This is a genomic window from Phycisphaerae bacterium, assembly GCA_035275405.1.
Classification (GTDB): Bacteria; Planctomycetota; Phycisphaerae; order UBA1845; family UTPLA1; genus DATEMU01.
This window is the reverse complement of record DATEMU010000003.1, coordinates 236917-254348: the sequence shown is the minus strand read 5'-3', so window position 1 is coordinate 254348 and position 17432 is coordinate 236917. Positions and strand designations below refer to the sequence as shown.

11 protein-coding genes are annotated in these 17432 nt (G+C 61.9%); 2 read left to right on the top strand and 9 right to left on the bottom strand.

All coding sequences use genetic code 11. From position 1 onward, the window contains the following. Positions 1–21: 21 nt before the first annotated feature. Both VJZ71_02950 and VJZ71_02945 read right to left on the bottom strand, forming a co-directional pair. Positions 22–1332: an ABC transporter permease gene (locus tag VJZ71_02950; GenBank protein HKQ47011.1), complete on the bottom strand. Its 1311-nt coding sequence runs from the start codon at positions 1330–1332 to the stop codon at positions 22–24. After that, positions 1325–2245, bottom strand: a complete 921-nt coding sequence (locus tag VJZ71_02945) for an ATP-binding cassette domain-containing protein (GenBank protein ID HKQ47010.1) — start codon at positions 2243–2245, stop codon at positions 1325–1327. Before VJZ71_02945 ends, VJZ71_02950 begins: the two co-directional genes overlap by 8 nt. A 259-nt stretch (positions 2246–2504) precedes the next feature. Here VJZ71_02945 and VJZ71_02940 point away from each other — a divergent pair, with 259 nt between their 5' ends. Further along, a complete protein-coding gene (locus tag VJZ71_02940) occupies positions 2505–4307 on the top strand; it encodes a redoxin family protein (GenBank protein ID HKQ47009.1) in 1803 nt (600 codons plus the stop codon). A gap of 120 nt (positions 4308–4427) precedes the next feature. On the opposite strand, the gene recQ is transcribed toward VJZ71_02940, so the two are convergent. Beyond that, the gene (recQ, locus tag VJZ71_02935) at positions 4428–6635 is read right to left on the bottom strand and encodes a DNA helicase RecQ (GenBank protein HKQ47008.1); all 2208 of its coding nucleotides are present in this window, start codon (positions 6633–6635) and stop codon (positions 4428–4430) included. A 493-nt stretch (positions 6636–7128) separates the two neighbouring features. Between recQ and VJZ71_02930 the strand changes: the two genes are divergently transcribed. Then, positions 7129–7731: a hypothetical protein gene (locus tag VJZ71_02930; protein ID HKQ47007.1), complete on the top strand. Its 603-nt coding sequence runs from the start codon at positions 7129–7131 to the stop codon at positions 7729–7731. Between the two features lie 483 nt (positions 7732–8214). On the opposite strand, the gene VJZ71_02925 is transcribed toward VJZ71_02930, so the two are convergent. Genes VJZ71_02925 through asnB form a run of 6 tightly spaced genes read right to left on the bottom strand, consistent with a single transcriptional unit; the run spans position 8215 to position 17419 of the window. Then, positions 8215–9294 carry a GNAT family N-acetyltransferase gene (locus VJZ71_02925; protein HKQ47006.1) on the bottom strand — a complete coding sequence of 360 codons (1080 nt, stop codon included), beginning with the start codon at positions 9292–9294 and terminating at the stop codon, positions 8215–8217. A 35-nt stretch (positions 9295–9329) separates the two neighbouring features. Next, a complete protein-coding gene (locus tag VJZ71_02920) occupies positions 9330–11312 on the bottom strand; it encodes an alginate lyase family protein (protein ID HKQ47005.1) in 1983 nt (660 codons plus the stop codon). Positions 11313–11367: 55 nt separating this feature from the next. Beyond that, positions 11368–12432: a sialidase family protein gene (locus tag VJZ71_02915; protein HKQ47004.1), complete on the bottom strand. Its 1065-nt coding sequence runs from the start codon at positions 12430–12432 to the stop codon at positions 11368–11370. 5 nt (positions 12433–12437) lie between these two features. After that, positions 12438–14585, bottom strand: a complete 2148-nt coding sequence (locus VJZ71_02910; protein ID HKQ47003.1) for a bi-domain-containing oxidoreductase — start codon at positions 14583–14585, stop codon at positions 12438–12440. Between the two features lie 37 nt (positions 14586–14622). After that, positions 14623–15453 (bottom strand): class I SAM-dependent methyltransferase, encoded by an 831-nt coding sequence (locus tag VJZ71_02905; protein HKQ47002.1) that lies wholly within the window; start codon positions 15451–15453, stop codon positions 14623–14625. 34 nt (positions 15454–15487) lie between these two features. After that, on the bottom strand, positions 15488–17419 hold the full coding sequence (gene asnB / locus VJZ71_02900) for an asparagine synthase (glutamine-hydrolyzing) (GenBank protein ID HKQ47001.1): 1932 nt from the start codon (positions 17417–17419) through the stop codon (positions 15488–15490). Positions 17420–17432: the final 13 nt, after the last annotated feature.

Below are 17432 nucleotides of genomic sequence, written 5' to 3'. Positions count from 1 at the left end.
TTCCGACTTCCGAATTTGGCGTCAGCCGCGCACGACCCATTTCGCCAGATCCGTAAGTTTCGGCGGCTTGCCCTGCATCAGCAGCCCGACGCGGAAAATCCGCCCTGCCGCCCAGACGCAAAACGCCGTCGCCGCAATCGTGCCCAGCATTCCGGCAATGATCTGCCACGACGCCACGGCCGGCGGCATCGCCATGCGCATCACAATCAGCATCGGCGTGGCCGGTGGAAACAACGAGAGCCACGTGGCGAACGTGCTATGCGGATTTTCGATAATGCTGCCCAAGGCGAACATCGGGATCATGAGCGGGAGCATCAGCGGCAGAACGAGGTTATGGGCCTCGCGGGTGTCGCTGCAACACGCCCCACAGGCCAGGAACATCGCCCCGTACATGAAGATCGCCAGCGACTGAAACACGACAAACCACACAATTAAATGCGTCGGTACAAGATCGCTCATCCCGTATTGGTTCGCGACGAACAGCCCGCCAACCATGTAAAACGCCACCAGCGTCGTCGCCACGCCGACATGGCCGAGGAGCTTTCCAAACATCAGTTCGCCCGGCCGGATCGACCCCAGCAGCACCTCCGAAATCCGCTGCATCTTTTCTTCCAGCACCCCCATCAGCATCGGCTGCGTCGTCATCATGATCGCCGTGAACATGAGCATCATCAGGCCGAACGGCACGCCGAACGCCACGCCGAAATTCGTCCGCTCCGCCTGCTTAACCCGCCCGTCCGCGGCGCGCGTATAAAGCCCCATGCTGTCCACTTCGACCGGCTGCATTGCCCGGTTCACAATCGCCGGGTCCAGCCCCGCCTCCTTCAGCCGCACCGATTGCACGCGCTCGCTCACGCTCCGGCTTAGCCACCGCCGAATCTCGTCGTAAGTCGGCTGGTTGGAAAAATACCGGATCATCGTCTCCGGCGAGTCCGGCCCGCCCTCCAGCACCTTCGCCCCCACCTCAACAAAGGCAAACAGTTCTTTCTTGTTGACCCGCTCCGACAGGGCCAGGAGCTGCGCATCGCTTTCCGCTTCAGGCGCAACATTCTCCAGGGCGTATTTCGGCCCCGTCAATTTCTTTGTCGTCTCGTCCACAATGTCCACGGTGTTGTGCTTCTCGACGGCCTGCTCCAGCGCTGCGAACATCTTGCCGGACCGATCGACCACCCCGATCCGCTTAACCCCCGTATCGAGCTTTCCTTTGGTCAGCTTCGTCATGGCCAGGCCGCCGCCCATGAACACCGGCATCAGGACGATCGCGATGACGAACGTCTTCGTCTTGATCGTCGCGCGATACTCGCGGGCCGCCACGGTCCAGATCTTACGCACGGCTCTCTCCCTGGGCCTCGGGCCCGGCGATGCGGACGAAAATATCGTGCAGCGACGGCTGGGCGATCTCGAAATGCTCGATCCGCCCGGCCCCCGAAAGCTGCCGCAGAATCGCCTGCGGGTCCGCGCCACTGGTCATCCGCAGTTCCTGAAACCGCCCAAAGTCGTTCACCCGGTCCACGCCGGCCAGTGTGCCGAAGCCATGCCCATTGCCCGACATTCGCACCCGCAGCGTGTCGTTCCCGTACTTCCGCTTGATCTCCTCCAGCGTCCCGTCCAGCACCTTCCGCCCCTTGAAGATCATGAAAATGAAATCGCACATCTTCTCGGCGACATCCATGTCATGCGTCGAAAAGATCACCGTCGCCCCGCCCCGCTTCAAATCCAGGACCGCGTCTTTGATCGACTCCATATTCACGGGGTCCAGCCCGCTGAACGGCTCATCGAGAATGATCAGCTCCGGTCGGTGCAGGACCGTCGCGATGAATTGCACCTTCTGCGACATCCCCTTGGACAGCGCCTCCACTTTTTTCTTCTTGTAATCCGCGAGTCCGACGCGCGCAAGCCACTCGTCGATCGCCGCCTCACAATCGCGCATCCCCTTCAGCTCCGCGTAGAACCGCAGCACCTCGCCGACCACCATCTTGCGATACAGTCCGCGCTCTTCCGGCAGGTACCCGATCCGATCCGACGCCGCCGCGCTCTGCGTCGCATCCTCGCCAAGCACCCGCAGCGCCCCGCAATCGGGGTGCAGGATACGCATGATCATCCGCAGCGTAGTGGTCTTCCCCGACCCGTTCGGCCCGATGAAGCCATACACGCTCCCGGTCGGCACGGTCAGCGACAGATCGTTGACGGCAACAACCTCGCCGAAAGTCTTGGTAACGCCTTGAATCTCAACGGCCGACGACATAGCGCGAAGTCTCCCAACCTCGGTAATACAGAGCGGAAGCGTACCGGGCACTGATCGCCCGCGAAAGATGGGATTCGGCTCGCTCCTAGTCATGAATGAACGGCCTTGCCCCACGGTCCTCACGCCCCGTTTCTGTTACCGGTTGACGAGAAAAACCCCGCCCCAGACGACCTGAGCGCACTATCGATTTCGCGGCTGGTTTTGTGGTAGAGTATGCTTCAGTGTCGGCCGGCTACATTATTGAATGGAGGACGCTGCCATGAATCGGCCCCTCATCCCACGAGTCATTGTTACCGCAATCATCGTTGCAGTCACAGCGGCTGTTTTCACCTCCGCCTCCCCCATCGATCGCATCCACGAAAAACTCACCGACGTGAAACTCCGCGACATGAACGGCAAGGAGGTCAGCCTCCTGAAGTTCCATAAGGGCAAGGTCCTCGTCATCGCCTACACGGGACTGGGCTGCCCGATCAGTCAGCGCTACGCCCCGCGGCTCGCCGAGATGCAGAAGAAATACGCCTCCAAGGGCGTCGTCTTCGTCGGCGTCAATGCCAATCCCCAGGATGCGCGCAAGGCGATCGCGAAGGAGGCTACATCGCGCGGCATCGAATTCCCCATGCTCCACGATAAGAACCAGGAACTCACGCAGTTTCTCGACGCGAAGACCTCCACCGAAGTCTTCGTCATCGACAAGGACAACGTCATCCGTTATCGCGGCATGGTGGATGATCAGTATTCTGTCGGCGAGAAGCGCGACAAACCGCGGTTCAAGTACTTGCAGCTCGCCATCGAGGCAGCCCTCAAGGGCAAGGACCCGCATACCGCCCGCACCGCCGCCCCCGGCTGCCTCATTACGCGCGCCGCCCCCAAGAAAGGATCAAAAAAGGGCGGGTCAAAGTACACCTACGCCTCCCACGTCGCCAAAATCGTCGAGGAGAATTGCGTAAGCTGCCACCGCCCCGGTCAGGTCGGCCCCTTCTCGCTGATCGGCTACGACCAGGTGACCGGCTGGGCCGCCATGATTGACTCGGTGGTGCGCAACGATCAAATGCCGCCCTGGAACGCCGACGCCGACTTTGACGGTCACTTCCTCAACGAACGCAAGCTCTCGAAAAAAGAAAAAGACACCCTGCTCGCCTGGATCGCCGGCGGCATGCCCCGCGGCGACGCGAAGAAGGAGCCCGCCCCCAAGAAGTGGCCCAAGCAGTGGCGCATCGGCAAGCCCGACCGCGTCTTTACAATGAAGGAGTCCTTCCTCGTCCCCAAGGACGGCACTGTTGAGTACAAGTACTTCGAGATACAAACCGACTACAAGGAGGACAAGTGGATCGTCGCCATGGAGGCGCACCCCGGCTCGCCCGAGGTCGTCCATCACGTCCTGGCGTTCATTCAGGATGGAAAGAAAAAAGGCGTCCGCCCGTCCGGTCAGCTTGGCCTCGAAGAGGGCTTCCTCTGCGCGACCGTCCCCGGCGACACGCCCTCCATATTCCCGGAGGGCTGCGCCAAGAAGCTCCCCGCCGGCGCGAAAATCATCCTCCAACTGCACTACACCACCAATGGCAAGGCCCAGCGCGATCTCTCGAGCATCGGCCTGAAGTTCGCCAAGGGGCCGATCGACCGCGAGGTCGGAACGCGCGGCATCTATAACATGGGCTTCGAGATCCCCGCGAAGGCGGCCGATTTTGAAGTCCGCTCGGAGTTCGCGCCCTCAGAGGACATCGAGGTGCTCTCCTTCTTCCCCCACATGCACACCCGCGGAAAATCCTGGAAGTACATCCTCCACCAGCCCGACGGGACGCAAAAGCCCCTCCTCTCCGTCACCAACTACGACTTCAACTGGCAGGAGTCCTACATCCTCAAAAAGCCGCTGCTCCTGACCAAGGGCACGAAGATCGAGTGCATCGCCCTCTTTGACAACTCGGACAAGAACTACGACAACCCCGATCCAACCAAGCCGGTCAAATGGGGCGAGCAGACCTGGGAAGAAATGATGATCGGCTACATCGACTGGGTCCCGGCGAAAAAGTCCGGGGCAACAGCCACCAATTTGCCTTCGCCTTAGTAGTCCGTCTAAGTTGACATTTCGGGTGGCACGGTCTCGCAGCAGCGAGGCCGTGGAGCACATGTCCAAGTCGCCGCGGCGACCCACCCCTGATCCCGCGCGTTCAACAGAGCCATCACACTAGGTCGCATCTCCCACCGTCTCCAAGTGCCGCGCGACCAGCCGGATGGTGTCGTAGGGAACCTGCCCATCCAGTTTTTCAAAAACGGGCTTGAGCGGTCCCGCCCCGACCTGCCGAACCGCATTCGCCACGCGGGCATACGTCTGCCGGTCCACCCACGCCTCAATACTCGCCGGCGCCGTCTGCATGATGAATTCGGCGAGATACTCCGACGTCGTGCTGCGGGCCCGGCCGAGGGCCGCCATCACGGTCTCAATCGACGCCCCCTGCCGAAACATCTCCTGCGCCGCCAAACGTGACGGGCTGATCTTGCTCGTCGGCCGGGGCGGCGCGCTCGTCATCGTCTCATCAAGGCTCAGACCGTTCGCTTCGCAGTGCGCCCGGATCTGCGCGACAAACCGGTCGCCCAGGTCCGCCAACTTGCGTTGACCCACGCCGGGAACGCACGAAAATGCCGCCAACGTCCCGGGTCTCCGTCGCGCCATCTCCCGCACCGCCGCATCCCCGAAGATAACAAAGGCCGGTACTCCGCGCTCCTTTGCGATGCCGTGCCGAAGTTGCCGCAGGCTCTCGAACAACTCGGCGTCTACGCCCTCCCACGAAACCTCATCGATCCGCGCCCGCTTCACCGGCTTCGACCGCGGCTTGCATAACCGCACCGCCCGCTGCCCGCGCATGACCTCCCACGAGGCCTCGTTCAACTGCAGGATCGGTCGATCGCCGGGCGTCCGCACCAGCACCCCCTGATCGACAAGCTGATGCACCAGATTCGTCAGTTCCTTCTTGTCGGACTCCTTCAGCAGCCCATACGTGCTGAGCTGATCGTGCCGGCAGCGCCGGATCATGTCCGTATTCGCCCCCAGTAGCACGTCCGTGACATGCCCGGCCCCAAACCGCTGATCCACCCGTGCCACGCACGACAGAATCTTCTGCGCCAGGACCGTCGCCTCGGCCACCTCCTCCATCTCCCCCAGACACACATCGCACGCATTGCAGTTGTCCCGTGGGTACGCCTGACCAAAATACTCCGACAGCGCCCGATGCCGGCAGCGCGCCCCGCTGGCCAGCCGCTGCATGTGCCCCAGCAACTCTCCGGAGGCCTCGATCACCTCCTCCGGGTTTTCCGCCTCCGCCGCGCTCTTCTCAATCAGCGACTCCCAGCGCATCACGTCCGCCGCCGAATAAAAGAGCACGCACTCCGCCTCCAACCCGTCGCGCCCGGCGCGGCCCGCTTCCTGCTGATAGTGCTCAATCGACTTCGGCATCGCCGCATGGATCACGCACCGCACATCGCTCCGGTCAATCCCCATGCCAAACGCGACCGTTGCGACAATCACGTCCAGCTTTTCCTCGCTGAACGCCTCCTGCGTCCGCCGCCGCTCGTCGGGCGTCATGCCCGCGTGATAGTGCTCCGCCTTGCAGCCATGCTGCCGCAGATGCGCGGCCATCTCCTCCGTGTCGCGCCGGCTGATGCAATAGATGATGACCGCCTGGTTCTTGTGCCGCCGGACCACGTCCAGCGCCTGGCTGTACACGTCGACGCGCGGCACGACGCGAAACACCAGATTCGGCCGGTCGAAATCGCCCACCAGAATCGCCGGATTCTGAAGCCGAAGCTGCTCGACAATGTCCAGCCGCACTCGCTCCGTCGCCGTCGCCGTATAGGCATGGATGCTCGCCTTCGGAAACCGGTCCTTGAGCAGGGCCAGTTGCCGATACTCCGGTCGGAAGTCATGCCCCCAATGGCTGATGCAGTGCGCCTCATCGATGGCGAAGGCTCGGACGTTGATCCGTTCAATCAGTCGCAGAAACCAGGAATTGACCATCCGCTCCGGCGCGGCGAACACCAGCCGGTACTTCCCCGCGGCGATCGTCTCTTCTTCCTTGCGTTGCTGCGCCGCCGTCATCCCGCTGTGCAGCGCCGTCGCCGGATAGCCGCACTGCCGCAGCCCATCGACCTGGTCCTTCATCAGCGAGATCAGCGGCGACACGACAACGTCCGTCCGCGCGGCAATCGCCGCCGGCGCCTGATAGCAAAGCGACTTCCCGCCCCCCGTCGGCAACACCACCAGCGAATCCCGCTGCTGCAAACCCGCCAGAATCGCCTGTTCCTGATGCGGTCGCAGCGCGTCGAACCCCCAATACCGCTTCACGGTCTCGATGATGCGATCGTTCGTCGATATTTCCCGCGCCGAAACGGTGGCCATGGCCCGAAAGTCTAAAAACCCGCATCCCGCGCGTCTACGAGCCCCATCGATAAGGCAAGCCGAATCAATAGGGCCGGTTGAACCCTTGGCTGAAAGGGTCGAGTCTACGAGATCTGCCGACTAATTTTCAGCCCGAAGGGCTGACCGAAAGTAGGCAGGGGCAACGCCCCTGTTCACAAGCCCCGCCCAAATTCTGATCGATCCCGAAGGGATCGAATTCACCAAACGCCGGGGCCGGCCTTCAGCCGGCCGGCTATTGCCACGCATTTCAATGCGGGGTCATCGGGCCCGGCCCAACCACTCTTTTCGATTCTGACTCGCAGCCAGCTTCGGCCAGCTTGATCTGACGTCCGACCGGTAATCACCACGGTTCAGATTTGCCAGGCAACAGGAAGAATCGCTCAGTCGATTCTGTTATACTGATGGGGGCTGCTAATCCCCTTCGCTGTGACCAGAGGTGGGTGATCTGTCCTGTCTTCTAGGAGGAGTCCGGATGCAATCGGTGATGACGATGGGCGCGCTCAGGGCCGGATTGCTCGCAATCGCTCTATTGTCTACGACTACGGCATCTGCGCAGGCGACGCTGATTTCGTTTGTCCATGCGGGGGTTGGAGCGGGAACGCTGGACGGTGAGCCGTTCTCTTTGAGGGACTTTAAGATCACATCGGTCGGCGATACCGACGACCGGGTTCCCTTTTTTGGGTCTCTTAAAATTCCTCACCAAGCCTCATCAATATTAATTGCCGGCTTGGGCACCTTTGACATCCTTACACCCACTCACACATCGGTATCCAACAGCTCAAGTACAGTCGAGTACGCACGATCCATAGAAGGCGGGTCCGCCCTCATTGCGGGACCGTCCAATCCAGCTTTCTCGACATGGAATATGTTGGATGCGGTGGGGCCCGTTAGCGGCAGCGCACTCTTGCTTCAATGGGGCGATCCCTTTGCCCCGATTCAGACAAGCGGGGGAGTTCTGTTCTTCGAAGTTGGATTTTCCGATACGACATTTCAGGCCATCCCGGAACCATCCACGTTTGTAATGCTTGGCAATGCCGGCTTGATTATGGCCGCCCGCCGACGCCCCCGCCGCTGATGCAAAACCGTCTCCGCCCTCAGATCACCCGTCGTGACGGGAATACCGAAATCCGCAATCTCCGGCCCCTCAATCCCTTAATCCCTGCTCCCTCAATCCCTCATTTTTAAGGGAGCGCTGAGCAAGGATGTATTCAGAAGGAAAAAAGAAGGCAGGCCGCGTACCTCGGTTGATTACCCGACGAACGCGGCCCCGGACGATCCGCGCCATGACGATGAATTTCAAGATTTTCAAGCGTTTTCAACCTGAAAAGTTTGATCGTTTGCACCACCCGCGCCTCCGTTCAACTCCAGTCGCCTCTCCTGCTCAGACGTTGCGCTCAATTGCAGTCAGTTGCGCTAAAAAAATGCGTGCAGGAGTTTACCCGCCTCGGCGACCGCCATCAGTAGCCCCGTTCCGTCCTGTTCCGTCTTGTTCCACCAACAAAAAAACCCGCGGGCCGCTGCGGGTCTGTCACGAAGGAACTTCCTATGAACGAGTGCGCTACATATTATCCGAATCCCCAAACGTCAGGTGCCAGTCAGCAATGCTCGCCGGGGCCTTGGGCAACCCCGCCACGCCCGTCGGTCGATACACGAAATGAAACTTCTTCGGCAGCTTCCGCGGCTCGGGCCGCCAGTATCCCTCGGCGGCCAGTGCTTCCTGCAGCAGCGGGCTTGTCGCCTGGCACGTCACCAGGCCCAGCCCGCGCCCGACGAGTTCTTCTTCCGCCGCGCGAATCAACCGCCGCAGCACGGTCACGCCGCCCTCGCCGACGATGTCCGCGATCAGCCCGACATCCAGCCCCATCCGCCGCCCGACCGCCGTGATGACGGCCCCCACCACACGCCCGGCGCGCCGCGCGACAAGGGTGCGATAGCTCGATCCCGGCCGGGTCAAATACCGCCAGTTCCAATACGCCGCGGTGCGGCGGATCATCAGGCGATCGCAGCCATGGGAAAACGCACTGAATACCTCATCGAGTTCCGCCGGAGCGACCGCGGCCGTCTCGCAGACGATGTCCCCCATCCCTCCCTCATCGGCCCGGCGGCGAAACGCCAGATTCGGCGCCCAACCGACCAGCCCGGCGAGAAGCCCACCGATCTTCGGCCGCAGCATCGCCGCGCCATCGACGACTTTGAGGGCGAGCGGAATCAGCCCGGGATACTGCCAGTCGCCGAAATTCAGAAACCCGGGCAGCGAAGCGTCATTGGGCAGCGTCATGCTGAACTGCGCCCCGCGCGCGGCCGCGTGCTCGTTCGAGCTGTCGATCAGCGACCGAAACACCCCGCGCCGGCGATGATCGGGATGCGTCAGCACGCCGGTATACATCGCCCCCGCAAGCCGCGTCGCGCCCCACTGCCAATCGAAGATCGCCACCGGCTGAATGCCGATGGGCCGGCCCTCGTGCTCCGCCATGAGGATGTCCGCGCGAAACGGCGTATCGCTCAGATAGCGCCACGAAAAATACCTCTCATTGAGTTCCGGATGCGCATCGCCATGAACCGCGCGAACGAGGCCGAGGATGGCGGCCGTTTCGTCGGGGCGGGCGAGGCGATTGGTCCAGTAGGGTGTGGAAGGCATGGCAGTAGCGTCCGCCCCCAGCGGCGGACGGCGCACTAGGGCAAATGAATCCGCGTGACAATCGTCGCGGGCAACGAGCAGTCAACGCGGGCCTCCAGCGTCGGTCGCGGCAGCAGTTCGCCGTAGTAAAGCGACATCCAGCCCGACGTCTTGCCGGGCTCCTCTTTTCCTCGATGAATATCGAGCGCCAAGCCGGGCGGTCCCTCGATTTCAATTCCCACGCGCCCGCACGCGGCCTCCAGCGTCAACCGCCCGGCCCCGCGTTCGAACGTGTACGGGACGTCGAGCAGGTGCCACCGCAATGTCGCTTGATGCCGGCCGGTTCCCGCAAGTTCGTCGGTCACCTCCCACCGGCCCTCTCCAAGAACCCGAACGCGGCGGCGATGGGTGACATGCCAGGGATCTCTCTCGTACGCCAGATGTTCTCCGGCAAAAACTCCCGGCCCGTACTCCCTGCAGCGCCCCCGCGGCCAGGGCAGCCACGTGAACCGCGTAAAAAGCTCCAACGGTCCCCGGCCGTCGATCTCGACGGTGTTGTGCGCGGCGATGTCCTTGAAATAATGCTCCAGGGCGGGCGAGCCGGCGAGATAATACTTGTACGTCCCGCTGTCGCCGAGCACGTTGACCCCGCGATGCCACAGGTCCAGGTGCAGCGGATCGACATGAGCCGGCCGATCGCGATACGAATGGCAGCGGATCATGCACCACGAGTGACCATTGCGCAGCGTATAATAGCCCCCCTCATCAAACCGTTTCGATTCCGGGGACCGTTGCGCCAGCGGCCCGTCCAGCGCGCCCGCCCCAAAGAGCCACAGCATCGTTTCATCCCAGGGGCCGCGCTCCAGTACCCGCCGACGGTCCGCGAGGTAACACGCGGCCTGAATCGTGGGCCGGAAGTCCCGGTAGTCGCACGAATCCAGCGGCAGGAGCAGCGCGCCGTCATTGGGCCCGTAATTCGGCACGTGTCCGGTGGCCGGGTCATGCATCTGAAAGAGGAACTCCGCCGCCGCCGCGACACGCCGCCGAACCTCTTCCGCAATCGGCTCGCCGCACCGATCGGCCAGCCGGATCGCCCACAGGCAATCGTGCAGCAGCACGCGATGGTAATTCATCGAATGTTGCACGAACGCCCCGTCGGCATAGACCTGGCGCAGGACTTCCTGCTCGAAAATCCGCCGCCCCTCCTGTCGCCACTCGTCCGCCCCGCGAAGCTCCGGGAACACCAGCCCGACCGTCAGGAGCCCGACCGCCTCGCTGATGCCGTGATTGTTCTTCTGCGAGACGGCGTAATCGATATTGCCCGCGATCCGCCGCGCCTGCAGCGCGATGCTCGTGACCATCGCCGCGACTCGATCGGGCGTCGTCGCGGGCGATTTCCACAAGCCATGGAGCGCGAAACACCATGCAAAAAGCCGGATCGCCGTCTCCTGCCCGCACTTCCAGTTCGGCCCGCGATTCGGCGGGTTCTGCTCGCACCACGATTCGAACAGTTCCCAGAATGCCCGCGGGTACTTCTCGTCGCCCGTCAGTGCATACGCCCGAACCAACCAGTATGCGCAGGCGAATCGCGACGGCTCCCAGACTTCCTTGATGTCGCCTCGTTCCGGCGAAAAGGTCTCATAGTCGCACCAATGCGTCCGCGCCTCGTGCCGGCCGCCCGTCAGGGGATTGAGCAGCCAGTCCGTCGGCCACCCGAGTTCGTGGGACTGCCGGCTGAAATACAGAAATCGCCCGCGCGCAAGATCGTCGGCGATTTGAATCGTGCGATCGCGGCCCCGCGGCCCCGTCACGTCGCCCAGGAGCGCCGGTGCGGGCAGCGCTCCGGGATCAAAAAAAAATCGTCCGCGGATGGACGAACGATGCTCGACGTAGGCGGCTGGATGGGCCAGCCCGGACTCGCCCACCACGTCGCCGAGCGAGACCGACCGCCGCGCGGGGGCCGGAAACCGCCGCCTGAGCAGTCCGGACTTGCTGCGAAAGGCGTAGGCGGCCCGGTAGAGAATCCATCGGATTCCCATCAGGCGTATGAGTTGAAAGGATGGGCGAAAAGAAATGACCCGACTCCACTTCGCGCTATTTGTCGTCCCGCCACTGCGACAGATCGGCCGTCAGGACCTTTCCGTCGATGCCGCGCACCGCCTGCCCGCTGAACAAGATCGTTTCTCGATCGCTCCCGCCTCGCGGCAGAATAATTGAACCATATTGAAAGTACTGCATGTTCCAGCCGTCTTTCTCAGCCTCATAGACGCGGCTCCACGTGGCCCCGTCGCGCGAAACATACAATCCCGCATTCCGTGACTGGTTGACGGCGGAGCGCTCGACCGTTGTCGAAAGAACGTACCATCGCCCAAACCGGCATGAATAGATGCAGCTACCGTCGATCTCCGCGATCCGCTCGACTCTGCCCGTTGCCTTGTCCAGCGAGAGCACCGCGTTGGCCTCTTTTTCGGTGTCCATCCCATAGACCAGCCGATCGCCGAAGTCGAAGACGTCCACGGCGCGATAGACTTGCTTGCCCTTTCCGACCCAATCGAAATCCTTGAGATCGCTGCTCAGAAGTCCAATGCCCGGTTCGTGGTCTTGATCGCCCGCGAGCAGCCAGTATTTCTCCAACCCGGCGTCGTAGAAGAGGTTGTGGATGTGAAGAATACTCCCCCCCTCAAACACGCGGGCCACGTCGTAGCGCCGACCGCCGTCGTCGGAAACAAAAAGCCGTACGGGCTTGCCGTGGGCGGCTCTCGAATCGTACTCGCCCCACAGGATTCGATCGTTCGGCCCCACGGTCACGCACATCGGCGGCGACAATCGCTGCCGGCCCTCATCGAGAATGGCCCGCGTCATCATCGATTCGGCCGGGCCGCAGAAATACACCCACTCGCGATTGGAGGCCACGAGCGATCCGTCGGTCAGCACGCCGAGTGCCCGCACTTCGTGGCGGAAGAGTCGCGAGAGCATCCGCGACAGCTGTATGACCTTTCGCTTCGCCGACGACGGTATCTGCGCGCGGGGTTGCCACGATTTGCCGTCGTCTTTGGACCGCCAGATCGAGTATCCGTTGCCGATATAGAGTGTTCCATCGCGCTGCGTCAGCAGGGCCCGGCCGGGAGAAACAATCCTGGGATGGAATGACAGAGGCACTTGAGTTACGGGAGGTCGATCGGTTGGCCCGTCCGCGCCGATTCAACGGCCGCGAACGTCGCCTTCATCACGTTGACAATTCCGTCAAACGGCATCAATGCCGGCCCGCCGCGGGCGACCGTTTGTGTAATGCTGAAGGCCGTCTCGTGAAAGCCCTTGTTGATCTTGAAGAGGCGGTATTTCGCAAAGCCGGGCCAGCCGTATCCCCGAAGGACGCGAAAATTTTCCAGCCGAAGGACACGTCCTTCACAAAACACATCGATAGTTTCCTTGGGGTAACTCTTGTCGCCGTTGCCGAAGTAATGAACGGTGCCCATCGAACCATCCGCAAGCGTCAGCGTGATGGTTGCCTTATCGTCGCGAGTGGAATCGCCCGGCCCCCTGCCGATGGTCGTCGTCATGACGCGAGTGATCGGCGAGGCCGCCAGATGGGAGATCAGGTCAATGAAATGGCAGGCTTCGCCGACGATCCGGCCGCCGCCCTGCTCCGCGTCCTGCACCCAGGCGTCGGCGCCGACGATCCCGGCGTTGACCATGATGCTCGCGCACAGCGGTTGCGTGCGGCTGCGGAGAAGTTCGTTCATCTTTACCGTCGGCAGCGCGAACCGCCGATTGAACCCGACGAAGAGCTGCTGTCCGTGCGATTGGGCATGCGCGGCCGCAATCTCCGCCAGCTCCTGCAGCGTCAAACAAAGCGGCTTCTCAACGGTCACGTGCTTACCCGCGGCCAGCGCCTCCAGCGTCATCCGCGCGTGCAGATGGTGGCGAGTCGCGATATAGACGAGGTTGACCTCCGGATCGCGAAGCACTTCCTGATAATCCGTAGTCACCCGCTCAAACCCGAACTTCCGGGCCAGGTGACCGCCGCTCACGCCCCCGGCGCTCGCCACAATCCGCAGCCGAACCGGGCAACCCTTGAGGTGCGGGAGCAAAGCCCGCTTGGCAAAGGTGCCCGCTCCGATCAGACCGAGCACCGCGCCGCCCTTGGGCGCGCTCGTCCTTGCAGAAGACGTCACCGTCACCACGCGCTGCGTCGAAGGCGGCGCTTGCGGATAGGTCAGGACGATTCCCAACGCAGCCCGGTCGTCGGTCAGCGTGCGGTACGCCTCCGCCGCGTCACCGTGCGCGATCCGCCGACTGATCAATGGCGCAACGTTCAATTTCCCGGACGCCATCAGGGCCAGCACGGCCTCGAAGTTCCTTTGGGCCGTCCAGCGAACGAAGCCCAGGGGGTAATCCCGGCCCTTTTCCTCGTAGTCGGCGTCGTAGCGACCCGGTCCATAGGAACAAGAAACCTGAAAAGATAGTTCTTTCTTGTAATAGTCGGTGCGCGAAAGCTCCAGACCGACGACGCCGACCAGGACGATCCGCCCGCGCTTTCGGCACATCGCCGCCGCCTGGTGCATGATGTCGCTGCTTCGCGACGACGCCGTGATCACCACGCCGTCGACGCCCCGGCCGTCGGAAAAGGCGAGCGCGGCCGACACGGGATCGCTTCCTTCGCCTGACGCCGCCGTCTCCGCACCAAATCCCCGCGCCAACTCCTGCCGCGCCGGACTGGGATCGATTCCCAGTACTTTGCATCCCCCGGCGATCAGCATCTGCACGGTCATCAGCCCAATCAGCCCCAGGCCAATGACGACGACGGATTCGCCGATGCTCGGTTCAATCAGCCGAATGCCCTGAAGCCCGATGGCCCCGAGTATCGCGAAGCTCGCGGAGTCATCGTCAACGCCCTCGGAAATCTTCGCGCACAAGTTTCGCGGAACGCAAACCATCTCCGCGTGCGCCCCGTTGTTCGCCACCCGATCGCCAACGGAGAACCCCTCGACACCCTTACCCACCTCAATCACCACGCCGCTGTTGCAGTACCCCAGCGGCAGCGGCTCATCCAGACGCGAGAATACGGCCTCCAGCGTCGGCAAGAGGCCGTCGGTTCTGATCTTGTCGAGGACCTGTTTGACTTTGTCAGGCTGAGCGCGGGCCTTGGCCAATAGGCTGCCCTTGCCCAGTTCAACGAGCATACGCTCCGTTCCCGCGGAGATAAGCGTCGAACGAGTCTGTATCAACAGGTGCCCGTCGCGAACCAGCGGACAGGGCAGCTCTTCCAGCTCGATCACGCCAGTCTTAAGGTTCTGAAGGACTTGTTTCACGATTGGAAAGTTAACCGATATGGCGCGGCTTTGGCACTCACCTGGTAGCGACGAACATCAGATTCCCGCCGAAGCGGTGGCCCAGCAGCCTAATGAACCATCGGGGATACAGCTTCCATACGATCCGGTAAAGGGGGGACTGATATCGGGTTGAGGGCTTATTCATGAGCAGATCGCCGAAACTCAGATGGCTCAACGCATGGATATCCTTAAACCCGACCGTCGCAAGCAAAGTTCGGATTTCGTCGACGGAATAAACCTTCGTGCCAGGGCTCTCAAGGTTTTCAAACACAGCCCGACGAACCGAGATGAGCTTGCCACTCATCAACCCCCAGCGCAGCCACAACATGTAATTCACCATGCTCCGCGCGTGATAGACCATTCCCTTAAACGTCCCGCCCGGTTTGAGGACTCGGCTGACTTCCGAAAACGCCTTGGCCGTGTCGGGCGAGTGGTGCAGGACGCCCCAAGAGTAAACAAAATCAAAAGTCGCGTCGGGAAAGGCCAGGTTCTCCCCATCGGCGACGAGTAGCCGATATTTCCCCCCCGCCTTCCCAACGGCGCGTGGCATGCTTTCGAGCCGCGCTCTGGCCATTTTAATTCCCGCCTCGGTCAGATCCACCCCCGTCGCGTCCGCACCGTTCTTGACCCAATTGGAAAAATCAACTCCGCCGCCGACACCGATTTCCAACATCCGCTTCCCCCGCGCCGACGGAAAATCGGCAAAAGGGGGGATATAGGGTTCAAGGCGGTAGCGAGTCTCCGCCATCCGCTCCAAATCCACGGACTCGTCCGCACGGTTGCGGCCATAGGTCGTGCCACAGACCTTGGCTTCCCAATAAGTTTTCACGTCGGTCTTCAGGGCCATTTTCCGTTACCCCAAGCCGAGAGGATTCTCTTGTTCATAGACTGACCGGCTCGCCGGCCCGATCGACAAACGTTTGTAACCATAACTCCAGATTCAATAGCGCGTAAATCAAGTAGGCGTGATCCGCCTTGTTTTCTTCGTTTTCTTTCAGGATGTGCCCAATGGCGGTACGTTCAAAAAGGCCGCGGCTCCCCAGCCGCCGGGGGCCCAGCTGTTCCTGGAGGCAATCCCGCAAATCTTCCGCCACCCATTTTCGCAGGGGGGCGCCGAAACCCGTCTTGCTTCGATAGAGCACCGATCGCGGAAGGTACGGCAGCATCGCCTCCTTCAGAAGATACTTCGTCTCTAATCCCTTCAGCTTATACCGCTCCGGGATTTGCGCGCAAAGCCGCATCAGTTCCACGTCCAGATAGGGGACGCGGGTCTCGACCGACGCCGCCATGCTCGTCTTATCCGTATAGTTGAAGTTGTGCGCCGCCAGAAACGTCTGGATCAGGATGTGCGAGCGCCGGTTCAACTCGCCCGTACCGCGAAAGCTGTCGTAGTATTTCTGGAGGACCGCCGACGCGGTACGCGTCCCGTCCAGCCGCGAGGCTAATCCATTCGTGTAAATCCGCTCGCGGGCCGTCGGGCTCGACCAGTCCGACAGCGCCAGAAACCGCTCTACCCCATTGCCCATGAGCCCGCTGCGAAACTTGCGCAGCCGCCGAGGCAGCGCGCTTTGCGCCCCCATCAGCGATGTGCTGACCCCGCTCGCCGCCGCGAGGGCCGGCGACATCAGCCAGCGCGGTATCCAGCGCAGTTTCTCCATCCGTCGAAGCGCCTGATGGCTGCGATAGCCGAAGAAGACCTCGTCGCCGCCCGTTCCCGACAGAAGCACCGTCGTCCCATCCTCCCGCGCGAGCTTCGAAATCAAGTATGCAGGAAAGATGGACTGGTCCGCGTCCGGTTCGTCCATGTGATAGACGAGCTTGGGGAGAATGGAAATGACGTCCGGTCGCAGATGAAACGACTTCAGCCGCACGTTCAAGATCCGAGCCACTTCCTGCGCATAGGGGTAATCGTATTCGAATTGATCGCGGGCCATGTCGGCCGCGTCGAAGGTGTAGGTATAACAACTGATCGGTCGATCCGGGAACGATTGTCTCATGCACGCAACGATCGCCGACGAATCGGTCCCACCGGAGAGAAACGCGCCCAGCGGCACGTCCGACACCATCTGCCGCCGCGTCGTCCGCATGAATGTATCGTGAACGCGCTCAATCCACTCCGCCTCGCTGACCGACTCATCGGGCTCGTAATCCAGTGAAAACCACTGCCGCGTCGTGATTCGCCCGTCCTTCCATAGCAGCAAATGCCCGGGCTCAATCTTGCGCACGGCCTTGAGCATCGTCTCCTCACCGGGCACCCACAGGAGCGTCAGATACTGCGGCACGGCGTTCTCATTCAATTCGCGCGGCAGTTCGGGAATCCGCGTCAAGGCCTTGATCTCCGACGCGAAATAGAGCTTCTCGCCATCCTGCCAGTAGTACAGGGGTTTGATTCCCGCGTGGTCCCGCGCCAACAACAACTGCCGCTGCCGCGAATCCCAGAGGGCGATAGCGAAGATCCCGTTTAGTTCGCCTACAAAATCCGGCCCCAGTTCCTCGTACAAATGCACCAGTACTTCGGTGTCGCTCTGACTTCGGAACTGATGGCCCTGGGCAACCAATCGCTCGCGATGCCTCTGGAAGTCGTAGATCTCGCCGTTATACGAGATCCAGACTGACCCATCCTCGTTCGTCATCGGCTGATGTCCGGCCGGGCTGAGGTCGATGATCGAAAGACGGCGATGCCCCAGTCCGACCGGCCCAGCCTGGTCATGCCACGTGCCCATGTCGTCGGGCCCGCGATGGCTCATGGCCAGACACATTGGCTCCAGCAGCTCCGGCCGATGGACGCCGACATATCCGCAGATTCCGCACATATGGTTGGGTTCT

Excerpts from the sequence above, each read along its gene's own strand:
- asnB (HKQ47001.1), bottom strand. The coding sequence starts at position 17,419 with ATGTGCGGAATCTGCGGATATGTCGGCGTCCATCGGCCGGAGCTGCTG.
- VJZ71_02940 (HKQ47009.1), top strand. The coding sequence starts at position 2,505 with ATGAATCGGCCCCTCATCCCACGAGTCATTGTTACCGCAATCATCGTT.
- VJZ71_02905 (HKQ47002.1), bottom strand. The coding sequence starts at position 15,453 with ATGGCCCTGAAGACCGACGTGAAAACTTATTGGGAAGCCAAGGTCTGT.
- VJZ71_02945 (HKQ47010.1), bottom strand. The coding sequence starts at position 2,245 with ATGTCGTCGGCCGTTGAGATTCAAGGCGTTACCAAGACTTTCGGCGAG.
- VJZ71_02925 (HKQ47006.1), bottom strand. The coding sequence starts at position 9,294 with ATGCCTTCCACACCCTACTGGACCAATCGCCTCGCCCGCCCCGACGAA.
- VJZ71_02930 (HKQ47007.1), top strand. The coding sequence starts at position 7,129 with ATGCAATCGGTGATGACGATGGGCGCGCTCAGGGCCGGATTGCTCGCA.
- recQ (HKQ47008.1), bottom strand. The coding sequence starts at position 6,635 with ATGGCCACCGTTTCGGCGCGGGAAATATCGACGAACGATCGCATCATC.
- VJZ71_02920 (HKQ47005.1), bottom strand. The coding sequence starts at position 11,312 with ATGGGAATCCGATGGATTCTCTACCGGGCCGCCTACGCCTTTCGCAGC.